Below are 11,067 nucleotides of genomic sequence, written 5' to 3'. Positions count from 1 at the left end.
ATGATGGGGTTAGGTATGCGCTTTCGCGCGATGGTAGCTGCCGTAGGGTTGTTGTTTTTGGCGGTGACCGTCAACGCTGTGGCCGACACAAAGGTCAACAGCGTTCGCCTGTGGCGGGCACCGGACAACACACGTTTGGTGTTCGACCTGACCGGGCCAGTCCAGCACAGCGTTTTTACCCTCACATCACCGGATCGCTTGGTGATCGACATCAACGGAGCGTCCCTTGGCGCCCCGCTTAACATCTCCACGGCCAATACTCCGATCACCGCCATGCGCTCGGCTCAACGCACGCCGACTGACCTGCGGGTGGTTATCGACCTTAAAAAAGCCGTCACGCCGAAGAGTTTTACCCTGGCGCCAAATGCCCAGTACGGCAATCGGCTGGTGGTCGACCTGTTCGATAACGCCGCCGATGCTGCGCCTATTCCGGCGCCGACCAACGTCGCTACCGTGGCGCCGGTACCGGTTACACCGATCGATCCGCCGGTCAAGCTGCCGCCCGCGCCTGCCGGCAAGCGCGACATCATTGTCGTGATCGATGCTGGCCACGGCGGTGAAGACCCGGGCGCCTCGGGTTCACGTGGCCAGCGCGAGAAAGACGTGGTATTGGCCATCGCTCGCGAATTGCAGCGTCAGGTAAACGGCATGAAAGGTTTCCGTGCCGAACTGACCCGAACCGGCGATTACTTCATCCCTCTGCGCGGACGCACTGAAATCGCCCGTAAAAAGGGTGCCGACCTGTTCGTTTCGATCCATGCCGATGCGGCGCCGTCAGCGGCCGCTTTCGGTGCATCGGTGTTTGCCTTGTCTGATCGCGGTGCCACCTCGGAAACCGCTCGTTGGTTGGCTGACAGCGAAAACCGTTCTGACTTGATCGGCGGCGCCGGCAACGTCAGCCTCGACGACAAGGACCGCATGTTGGCGGGTGTATTGCTGGACCTGTCGATGACCGCTTCGCTGACCTCCAGCCTGAACGTTGGTCAGAAGGTCCTGAGCAACATTGGCCGCGTAACGCCTTTGCACAAGCAACGTGTGGAGCAAGCAGGGTTCATGGTGCTGAAATCGCCGGATATCCCGTCGATCCTGGTCGAAACCGGCTTTATTTCGAACGCTAACGAGGCATCGAAGCTTGCCGCCGCAAGCCATCAGCAAGCGCTGGCACGTTCAATCAGCAGCGGTGTACGCCAGTTCTTCCAGCAAAATCCTCCACCGGGCACTTACATCGCCTGGCTGCGAGATTCCGGCAAAATCGCACAAGGCCCGCGTGATCACCGTGTCAACCCTGGCGAAACGCTGGCGATGATTGCCGTGCGTTATCAGGTATCGCCGGCCACGTTGCGCAGCGCCAACAATCTTAAAAGCGATGAGCTGAAAATTGGTCAGACATTGACCATTCCCGGCACTGAACTGGCCTCCAAGCAATGAACCAGGTGCTGACCAATACTGCTCGTATCGAGCTGCTCAGCCCGAGGCTGGCGAACCAGATAGCCGCCGGTGAGGTGGTTGAGCGCCCGGCATCGGTGATCAAGGAGCTACTGGAAAACAGCCTCGACTCCGGCGCCAAACGTATCGATGTCGATGTCGAGTTGGGCGGCGTCAAACTGCTGCGGGTGCGTGACGACGGCAGCGGTATATCTGCCGATGACCTGCCGCTGGCGCTGGCTCGCCACGCCACCAGCAAGATCCGCAACCTGGAAGACCTCGAACAGGTCATGAGCCTGGGGTTTCGTGGTGAAGCCCTGGCCTCAATCAGCTCGGTCGCGCGCCTGACCCTGACCTCGCGTACCAAAGACGCCGACCAGGCATGGCAGGTCGAGACCGAGGGGCGGGACATGGCGCCTCGCGTGCAGCCCGCCGCCCATCCGGTCGGCACTTCGGTGGAAGTGCGCGACTTGTTCTTCAATACCCCGGCGCGGCGCAAATTCCTTAAAACTGAAAAAACCGAATTCGATCACCTGCAAGAAGTGATCAAGCGTCTGGCGCTGGCGCGTTTTGACGTGGCGTTCCATTTGCGTCACAACGGCAAAACCATCCTCAGCCTGCATGAAGCCCATGACGACGCGGCCCGTGCACGGCGCGTGGCGGCTATCTGTGGTTCCGGGTTCCTGGAGCAGGCGCTGCCGATTGAAATCGAGCGTAACGGCTTGCACTTATGGGGTTGGGTTGGGTTGCCGACGTTCAACCGCAGCCAGGCAGATTTGCAGTACTTCTTCGTCAACGGACGGGCCGTGCGCGACAAACTGGTCGCCCACGCGGTGCGCCAGGCGTACCGCGACGTACTGTTCAATGGCCGGCATCCTACCTTCGTACTGTTTTTTGAAGTGGATCCGGCAGGGGTTGACGTCAATGTGCACCCGACCAAACACGAAGTTCGCTTTCGTGACGGGCGCATGGTTCACGATTTCCTTTATGGCACTTTGCACCGAGCCTTGGGTGACGTGCGTCCGGAGGATCATCTGGCCGCGCCTGTTGCGACGGCCATCGTGCGCCCGACCGGCATTGATGCGGGTGAGTTTGGCCCTCAAGGAGAGATGCGCCTGGCCGCGAATGCGTTGCTGGAGCAACCCCAGGGCCAGCCGACTTTCAACGCGCCGGCAGGCTCGGGAGCGGGCGCCGGGTATCAGTATCAATACACCCCGCGGCCTCAGTCCGGAGTACCCGCAGCTGAAGCCCAGGCGGCGTACAGGGAATTTTTCGCGCCGCTGCCAGAAGCCAATGCCACTGCGCTACCGGCCGGGCAGGATGATATTCCGCCATTGGGCTATGCGTTGGCGCAGCTCAAAGGCATCTACATTCTTTCCGAAAACGCCCAGGGCCTGGTGCTGGTCGACATGCACGCCGCTCATGAGCGGATCATGTACGAACGCCTCAAGATTGCCATGGCCAGTGAGGGCCTGAGCGGTCAGCCGCTGTTGGTGCCGGAGTCGTTGGCGGTTAGCCAACGTGAAGCCGATTGCGCCGAAGAACACGTAGCGTGGTTCCAGCGTCTGGGCTTTGAATTGCAACGTCTTGGCCCGGAAACATTGGCGATCCGGCAGATTCCGGCCTTGTTGAAGCAGGCCGAAGCCAATCGCTTGGTCAGTGATGTACTGGCCGACCTCATGGACTACGGCACCAGCGACCGGATTCAGGCGCATCTCAACGAGCTGCTGGGCACCATGGCCTGTCACGGGGCGATTCGTGCAAACCGTCGCCTGGCGTTGCCGGAAATGAATGGCCTGCTGCGCGATATGGAAAACACCGAGCGCAGCGGTCAATGCAACCATGGCCGACCGACCTGGACCCAACTGGGCCTGGACGATCTGGACAAACTGTTCTTGCGCGGTCGTTGATGAGCCAGCTCCCACCTGCGATTTTCCTGATGGGCCCGACCGCAGCGGGCAAGACCGATCTGGCGATCGAGTTGACCAAAGTATTGCCGTGCGAACTGATCAGCGTCGACTCGGCGTTGGTTTATCGCGGGATGGACATCGGTACTGCCAAGCCTTCGAAAGAAATCCTGACGGAATTCCCGCACCGCTTGATCGATATTATCGACCCGGCAGAGAGCTATTCCGCCGCCGAATTCCGCCGAGACGCGCTGGAGGCCATGGCTGACATCACTGCGCGAGGCAAAATACCGCTGCTGGTCGGCGGCACAATGCTCTATTACAAGGCTTTGGTGGAGGGCCTGGCAGAGATGCCCGCCGCCGACCCCGACGTTCGCGCACAGATCGAAGAAGAGGCTGCACGCCTTGGCTGGCAAGCCCTTCACGATCAATTGGCGGTAATCGATCCGGTCTCCGCGGCGCGCATTCACCCGAACGATCCGCAGCGTCTCAGTCGCGCACTGGAAGTTTATCGCGTCAGCGGTCAGAGCATGACTGCGCTACGCTTGCAACAATCTGCGCAAAGTACTGAAGCAGCCGCTTCGGGGCGTCAACAATTGCCCTATACTGTCGCGAACTTGGCCATCGCTCCGGCGAATCGCCAGGTACTGCACGAACGAATTAAACAAAGATTCACTTTAATGTTGGAACAGGGATTCATTGACGAGGTCGTAGCCCTGCGTATGCGAAGTGACCTGCATAACGGGTTGCCTTCAATACGTGCGGTAGGCTACCGACAAGTCTGGGATTACCTGGATGGCAAGCTGACGCAAGCCGAGATGCAGGAACGTGGAATCATAGCCACGCGCCAATTGGCAAAGCGCCAGTTCACCTGGCTACGCAGTTGGGCTGATTTACACTGGCTGGACAGCCTGGATTGCGACAATCTGCCGCGCGCCTTGAAATACTTGGGGACCATCTCCATATTGAGCTGAGTCCTTGCAATTGCCGTCTATCCTTGGGGGTGTGACGGCCACAAGCCATCTGTTTACCTATTTTTTATATTGAATCCTTAAAGGAGTGCGGCACATGTCAAAAGGGCATTCGCTACAAGACCCTTACTTGAATACTTTACGTAAAGAGAAAGTTGGGGTTTCCATCTACCTGGTCAACGGGATCAAACTGCAAGGCACGATCGAGTCTTTCGACCAGTTCGTTATCCTGCTGAAAAACACCGTTAGCCAAATGGTTTACAAGCACGCTATCTCGACAGTGGTACCGGTTCGTCCAATTCGTCTGCCTAGCGCAACCGAATCCGAAGCGGGTGACGCTGAGCCAGGTAACGCCTGATAGGAGTCTCCTTTGTTCTTTGAGCGCCACGGTGGTGGTGAGCGAGTAATCCTCGTTCACTTGGATGGACAGGACCCTGAGGCGCGCGAAGATCCGCAGGAGTTTCAGGAGTTGGCTAATTCGGCCGGCGCCGAGACCGTTGCGTTTTTTAACGTGCCGCGTCATCGGCCAACCGCCAAATTCCTGATTGGCAGCGGCAAGGTCGAGGAACTGCGCGACCTGGTCAAAGCCGAAGAGGCCGATCTGGTGATTTTCAATCACATCCTCACGCCCAGTCAGGAACGTAACCTCGAACGTGTTTTCGAGTGCCGCGTGATCGACCGCACGGGACTGATTCTCGATATTTTCGCCCAACGCGCCCGTACCCATGAAGGCAAGCTCCAGGTAGAACTGGCCCAGCTTGACCACATGAGCACCCGGCTGGTTCGTGGCTGGACTCACCTTGAACGCCAAGGTGGCGGTATCGGCATGCGTGGCCCGGGTGAAACCCAATTGGAAACCGACCGCCGTCTGCTGCGGGTTCGCCTGCGACAGATCAAGGGCCGGTTGGAAAAAGTGCGCAGCCAGCGCGAACAGTCGCGCCGTGGCCGTACGCGTGCGGATATCCCGACCGTGTCGTTGGTGGGATATACCAACGCCGGTAAATCCACACTCTTCAATAACGTGACGAAATCCGACGTGTACGCGGCTGACCAATTGTTCGCCACGCTGGACCCGACCCTGCGCCGTCTGGAACTGGACGACTTGGGGCCGATTGTCCTGGCCGACACGGTGGGATTCATTCGCCACTTGCCCCACAAGCTGGTAGAGGCATTTCGGTCTACGCTCGAAGAGTCGAGCAATTCCGACCTGTTATTGCACGTGATCGATGCGGCTGAGCCGGATCGCATGTTGCAGATCGAGCAGGTGATGGTGGTGCTGGGCGAGATTGGCGCCCAGGACTTGCCGATCCTCGAGGTCTATAACAAACTCGATTTGCTCGAAGGCGTTGAGCCACAAATCCAGCGCGACGAAAACGGCAGGCCTCAACGGGTGTGGTTGTCGGCACGTGATGGCAGTGGTCTTGAATTGCTTGAACAAGCCATTGCCGAGTTGCTCGGCGGTGAATTGTTTATCGGTATCTTGCGCTTGCCGCAACGATTCGCCCGACTGCGTGCGCAGTTTTTCGAACTCGGCGCAGTGCAGAAAGAAGAACACGACGAAGAAGGTGTCAGCTTGCTGGCCGTTCGATTGCCGCGCTCGGAGCTCAATCGGCTGGTGAGCCGTGAAGGCGTTGTCCCGACAGAGTTCATCGAACAACACACTTTGCAATAAAAGCCTGAGAAAGCGGTTGTGCCGTGGTGACAGGCATTCTGTAGCATTGGTCGGCGCGCCGTGGGTGCGTCTTTGCTTTATCAGATGGAGAGCGCTATGGCTTGGAATGAGCCGGGTGGCAACTCGAATAATCAGGATCCTTGGGGTGGCAAGCGCCGCAATAACGGCGACCGCAAGGGACCACCGGATCTCGACGAGGCCTTCCGAAAGCTGCAGGAAAGCCTGAACGGGTTGTTCGGTGGTGGTAAAAAACGTGGTGATGACGGCGGTGGCTCGGGCAAGAGTGGTGGCTTCGGCGGCATTCTTGGCATCGTGCTCGTCGTATTGGCGGCCGTATGGCTGTACAGCGCCGTTTACGTAGTCGATGAGCAGGAACAAGCCGTGGTGCTTCGTTTTGGCAAGTACTACGAAACCGTTGGCCCGGGTTTGAACATCTACTTCCCGCCGATCGATAAAAAGTACCTGGAAAACGTCACGCGTGAGCGTGCCTATACCAAGCAGGGTCAAATGCTGACTGAAGACGAGAACATCGTCGAAGTGCCGCTGACTGTGCAGTACAAAATCAGCAACCTGCAGGACTTCGTGCTGAGCGTCGATCAGCCGGAAATCAGCCTGCAACACGCGACTGAAAGTGCCTTGCGCCACGTGGTGGGTTCCACTGCAATGGACCAGGTGCTGACTGAAGGTCGTGAACTGATGGCCAGCGAAATCAAGGAGCGTCTGCAACGCTTCATGGACACCTACCGCACCGGTATTACCGTGACTCAGGTCAACGTACAGAACGCTGCTGCACCGCGTGAAGTGCAGGAAGCCTTCGATGACGTGATCCGTGCCCGTGAGGACGAGCAGCGTTCGCGTAACCAGGCTGAAACCTATGCCAACGGCGTCGTGCCGGAAGCGCGTGGTCAGGCCCAGCGCATCCTTGAGGATGCCAATGGTTACCGCGATGAAACGGTATCGCGCGCCAAGGGTGAGGCAGACCGCTTCACCAAACTGGTCGCCGAATATCGCAAAGCACCTGAAGTGACTCGTGAGCGTCTGTACCTGGACACCATGCAGGAAGTCTTCAGCAATACCAGCAAGGTTCTCGTGACCGGCAACAAGAATGGCCAGAGCAATCTGCTGTACTTGCCGCTGGACAAGATGATCGACAGTGGCCGCAACACCAGTGCACCGGTAACTGCTCCGGCAGCCGCCAGCAGTGAAGCGAATGCACGTGCGGCAGCAGATCTGCAGCAACAGCAAGCACGTACCAGGGAGAGTCGCTGATGAGCAATAAATCGCTGATCGCCCTTATTGTCTGCGTCGTCGTGGCGATCGCAGCCTGGAACTGCTTCTATATCGTGGCTCAGACCGAGCGAGCGGTATTGCTGCAGTTCGGTCGCGTGGTCCAGGCTGATGTCCAGCCGGGCCTGCATGTGAAAGTGCCTTACGTTAACCAGGTGCGCAAATTCGACGCACGCCTGATGACGCTGGATGCACCGACGCAACGTTTCCTGACGCTGGAAAAGAAAGCCGTCATGGTCGATGCCTACGCCAAGTGGCGCGTGAAAGATGCCGAGCGCTTCTACACCGCAACTTCCGGCCTCAAGCAGATCGCTGACGAACGTCTTTCCCGTCGTCTGGAATCGGGCCTGCGTGACCAGTTTGGTAAGCGCACGCTGCATGAAGTGGTTTCCGGTGAGCGTGATGCGCTCATGGCCGACATCACTGCCTCGTTGAATGCGATGGCGGAAAAAGAGCTGGGCATCGAAGTTGTCGATGTTCGGGTCAAGGCTATCGATCTGCCGAAGGAAGTGAACCGTAGCGTGTTCGAGCGCATGAGCTCCGAGCGTGAGCGTGAAGCTCGCGAGCACCGCGCCAAGGGTAACGAGCTGGCAGAAGGCATCCGTGCCGACGCCGATCGTCAACGCCGCGTGTTGCTGGCTGAAGCCTATCGTGAATCTGAAGAGGTTCGCGGTGACGGTGATGCCCAGGCTGCTTCGATCTACTCCAAGGCTTACGGTCAGGACCAGGAATTCTACGGTTTCTATCGTAGCCTGCGTGCCTACCGCGAAAGCTTCGCAAGCAAATCCGATGTCATGGTCCTGGACCCGAGCAGCGACTTCTTCCGTTACCTGGAAAAAGCCAAACCTTGATACGGCGTTGACCTGAATCTTCCCCGCCTGGCGGCTAAAACCTCGGGCGGGGTGATCCTTTCGGAAAACGTGTGTATGATGCGGCAGCCGGGAAATTCCCGGCTTTTTTGCGTCTGCACGTTTGATTGCTGTATGTCATGCAGTCGCCCGAGTTGATTGACTCGACAGATTTTTCGAGGAAAGTGGTTGGCGAAGCCTGGTTCAGGTTTTTTGCCACGTTGTTCATGCGCGCGGTTTGCACGCATGGGCCGACTATTTTCTGCTTCACTCAAGGCTCGCCCAAAGGCTTGCCGCCCGGATCATAGGGGAATGGCGTAATGGCAACGGTAGACCGCTGGCTGCTGCCAGATGGCATCGAAGAAGTACTGCCACCAGAAGCTGCGCGCATCGAAGTTGCGCGTCGTCAGGTGTTGGATCTGTTCCAGAGCTGGGGTTACGAGTTTGTCGTGACTCCCCATATCGAGTACCTGGAATCCTTGCTGACCGGCGCGGGCCAGGACCTCGATCTGCGCACCTTCAAGGTCATCGACCCGCAATCGGGTCGGCAAATGGGCTTCCGTGCGGACATCACGCCGCAAGTGGCGCGCATCGACGCGCACACCCTGCGTCGCGAAGGTCCAAGCCGTCTGTGCTATGCCGGCAGTGTGCTGCATGCCAAGCCACGCGCCTTGTCTTCCTCGCGCAGCCCGATTCAATTGGGCGCAGAGCTGTACGGTGATGGCAGTCCGAGCAGTGATGTGGAAGTGATCAGCCTGATGCTGGGCATGTTGCAACTGGCGGATGTGCCGGATGTGCACATGGACCTCGGTCATGTGGGTATTTACCGTGGCCTGGCCCGCGCTGCCGGATTGTCCGGTGAAGTTGAGCAGCAGTTGTTCGACGCGCTGCAACGCAAGGCCATCGATGAGGTCATTAGTTTGACCGAGGGTTTGCCTGCCGATCTGTCGGGCATGCTGCGAGCGTTGGTTGATCTGTGCGGCGGGCGTGAAGTATTGAGCGCTGCGCGCGAGCGCCTGGCGCGTGCGCCGGCCCCGGTATTGGCAGCGCTGGACGATTTGCTGGCGATTGCCGAGCGTCTGTCTGCGCGTTTCCCGCAATTGCCGCTGTATTTCGACCTGGGTGAATTGCGTGGCTACCACTACCACACCGGTGTGGTGTTCGCGGTGTTTGTGCCAGGCGTTGGCCAGTCCATCGCTCAGGGCGGTCGTTACGACGACATCGGCGCCGATTTCGGTCGCGCTCGTCCGGCAACAGGTTTCTCTACCGATTTAAAAACCCTGGTGACCCTGGGGCGTGCTGAGATCAAGCTACCGTCTGGCGGTATCTGGATGCCTGACAGTACGGATGCGGCACTCTGGCAGCAGGTTTGCCAGTTGCGCAGTGAGGGTCAGCGTGTCGTTCAGGCATTGCCTGGGCAACCATTGGCCGCCGCCCGTGAAGCGGACTGCGACCGGCAATTGATTCAGCAGAACGGGCTTTGGCAAATATTGCCGCTGGCTTCTTGAGTTTTCCTGCCGGCCGCTGCCGGCACCAAGTTTGCGCGAATGAGGACAAGTGTTATGGGTAAGAATGTCGTAGTCCTGGGCACCCAATGGGGTGATGAGGGCAAAGGCAAGATCGTTGATCTGCTGACCGAACATGCTGCCGCCGTAGTGCGCTACCAGGGTGGGCACAACGCTGGTCACACCTTGGTCATCGATGGCGAAAAAACTGTCTTGCACCTGATCCCTTCGGGCGTGCTGCGCGAAGGCGTGCAGTGCCTGATCGGTAATGGCGTGGTAGTTGCTCCCGATGCCTTGCTGCGGGAAATCATCAAGCTGGAAGAGAAAGGTGTACCGGTGCGTGAGCGCCTGCGTATCAGCCCGTCCTGCCCGCTGATCCTGTCCTTCCACGTTGCGCTGGACCAGGCCCGTGAAAAGGCCCGTGGCGAGCTGAAGATCGGTACCACCGGTCGCGGTATCGGCCCGGCGTACGAAGACAAAGTTGCGCGTCGCGGCCTGCGTGTTGGTGACCTGCTCAACATGCCGCGCTTTGAAGACAAGCTGCGTGAACTGGTGGATTACCACAACTTCATGCTGGTGGGTTACTACAAAGAGCCTGCCATCGAGTTTGAAAAGACCCTGGCCGAATGCAAGGAATACGCTGAGCTGCTCAAGCCGCTGATGCTGGACGTGACGGCCGAGCTGCACAACCTGCGTCGCGCTGGTAAAGACATCATGTTTGAAGGCGCCCAAGGTTCGTTGCTGGACATCGACCACGGTACCTACCCGTACGTGACCAGCTCTAACACCACTGCGGGTGGCGTTGCTACCGGTTCGGGTGTTGGTCCGATGTTCCTGGACTACATTCTGGGTATCACCAAGGCTTACACCACCCGTGTAGGTTCGGGTCCATTCCCGACTGAGCTCTTCGACGAAGTCGGTGCGCACCTGGCCAAACAAGGTCACGAGTTTGGCGCGACTACCGGTCGCGCACGTCGCTGTGGCTGGTTCGACGCCGTTATCTTGCGTCGCGCTATCGATGTGAACAGCATCTCGGGCATCTGCCTGACCAAGCTGGACGTTCTCGACGGTCTGGAAACCATCAACATCTGCATCGGCTACAAAGATGCCGAAGGTAACGATGTCGCCCCGACTGACGCCGACAGCTACGTAGGCCTGCAGCCTGTGTACGAAGAAGTGCCGGGCTGGACCGAGTCGACCGTCGGTGCGAAAAACCTGGATGAGCTGCCAGCCAATGCGCGCGCCTACATCAAGCGCGTCGAAGCGCTGATCGGCGCGCCGATCGACATTATTTCGACGGGCCCGGATCGCAACGAAACCATCGTTCTGCGCCACCCGTTCGACTGATAAGCTGTTGATGTAAAACACAAAGGCCCCTTAATTGGGGCCTTTGTCGTTTATGCCTGTCAGACGGCATGACCTTTGCGTGTGATGTTGATAAATAGCAACGAT

The 11,067-nt window shown here is 58.5% G+C and carries 9 protein-coding genes; all 9 read left to right on the top strand.

Annotation, left to right across the window (positions count from 1 at the left end; all coding sequences use genetic code 11):
• The first annotated feature begins 15 nt into the window (after window positions 1–15).
• Entirely contained in the window at window positions 16–1,428 is a 1,413-nt protein-coding gene (locus tag ACQR3R_RS28105) for an N-acetylmuramoyl-L-alanine amidase (RefSeq protein ID WP_428277548.1), read from the top strand.
• Window positions 1,425–3,335 carry a DNA mismatch repair endonuclease MutL gene (gene mutL / locus ACQR3R_RS28100; protein WP_428277546.1) on the top strand — a complete coding sequence of 637 codons (1,911 nt, stop codon included), beginning with the start codon at window positions 1,425–1,427 and terminating at the stop codon, window positions 3,333–3,335. The genes ACQR3R_RS28105 and mutL overlap by 4 nt, the downstream gene beginning before the upstream one ends.
• The gene (gene miaA / locus ACQR3R_RS28095) at window positions 3,335–4,306 is read left to right on the top strand and encodes a tRNA (adenosine(37)-N6)-dimethylallyltransferase MiaA (protein ID WP_428277544.1); all 972 of its coding nucleotides are present in this window, start codon (window positions 3,335–3,337) and stop codon (window positions 4,304–4,306) included. Before mutL ends, miaA begins: the two co-directional genes overlap by 1 nt.
• A gap of 94 nt (window positions 4,307–4,400) precedes the next feature.
• Window positions 4,401–4,661, top strand: a complete 261-nt coding sequence (gene hfq / locus ACQR3R_RS28090; protein ID WP_007902656.1) for an RNA chaperone Hfq — start codon at window positions 4,401–4,403, stop codon at window positions 4,659–4,661.
• Window positions 4,662–4,673: 12 nt separating this feature from the next.
• Window positions 4,674–5,975 (top strand): ribosome rescue GTPase HflX, encoded by a 1,302-nt coding sequence (gene hflX / locus ACQR3R_RS28085; protein ID WP_428277541.1) that lies wholly within the window; start codon window positions 4,674–4,676, stop codon window positions 5,973–5,975.
• Window positions 5,976–6,071: 96 nt separating this feature from the next.
• The gene (gene hflK / locus ACQR3R_RS28080) at window positions 6,072–7,244 is read left to right on the top strand and encodes an FtsH protease activity modulator HflK (RefSeq protein WP_428277539.1); all 1,173 of its coding nucleotides are present in this window, start codon (window positions 6,072–6,074) and stop codon (window positions 7,242–7,244) included.
• Window positions 7,244–8,113, top strand: coding sequence for a protease modulator HflC (gene hflC, locus ACQR3R_RS28075; RefSeq protein WP_428277537.1), 870 nt, complete (start codon window positions 7,244–7,246; stop codon window positions 8,111–8,113). Before hflK ends, hflC begins: the two co-directional genes overlap by 1 nt.
• Window positions 8,114–8,430: 317 nt before the next feature.
• A complete protein-coding gene (locus tag ACQR3R_RS28070; RefSeq protein WP_428277535.1) occupies window positions 8,431–9,618 on the top strand; it encodes an ATP phosphoribosyltransferase regulatory subunit in 1,188 nt (395 codons plus the stop codon).
• 54 nt (window positions 9,619–9,672) lie between these two features.
• Window positions 9,673–10,962: an adenylosuccinate synthase gene (locus tag ACQR3R_RS28065; RefSeq protein WP_428277533.1), complete on the top strand. Its 1,290-nt coding sequence runs from the start codon at window positions 9,673–9,675 to the stop codon at window positions 10,960–10,962.
• Window positions 10,963–11,067: the final 105 nt, after the last annotated feature.

The sequence above is a fragment of the Gordonia sp. IEGM753 genome (assembly GCF_050321825.1).
GTDB lineage: Bacteria > Pseudomonadota > Gammaproteobacteria > Pseudomonadales > Pseudomonadaceae > Aquipseudomonas.
The sequence above is the reverse complement of the archived record's forward strand: the minus strand, read 5'-3'. Positions and strand labels throughout refer to the sequence as shown.

Excerpts from the sequence above, each read along its gene's own strand:
- ACQR3R_RS28105 (WP_428277548.1), top strand. The coding sequence starts at position 16 with ATGCGCTTTCGCGCGATGGTAGCTGCCGTAGGGTTGTTGTTTTTGGCG.
- mutL (WP_428277546.1), top strand. The coding sequence starts at position 1,425 with ATGAACCAGGTGCTGACCAATACTGCTCGTATCGAGCTGCTCAGCCCG.
- miaA (WP_428277544.1), top strand. The coding sequence starts at position 3,335 with ATGAGCCAGCTCCCACCTGCGATTTTCCTGATGGGCCCGACCGCAGCG.
- hfq (WP_007902656.1), top strand. The coding sequence starts at position 4,401 with ATGTCAAAAGGGCATTCGCTACAAGACCCTTACTTGAATACTTTACGT.
- hflK (WP_428277539.1), top strand. The coding sequence starts at position 6,072 with ATGGCTTGGAATGAGCCGGGTGGCAACTCGAATAATCAGGATCCTTGG.
- hflC (WP_428277537.1), top strand. The coding sequence starts at position 7,244 with ATGAGCAATAAATCGCTGATCGCCCTTATTGTCTGCGTCGTCGTGGCG.
- ACQR3R_RS28070 (WP_428277535.1), top strand. The coding sequence starts at position 8,431 with ATGGCAACGGTAGACCGCTGGCTGCTGCCAGATGGCATCGAAGAAGTA.
- ACQR3R_RS28065 (WP_428277533.1), top strand. The coding sequence starts at position 9,673 with ATGGGTAAGAATGTCGTAGTCCTGGGCACCCAATGGGGTGATGAGGGC.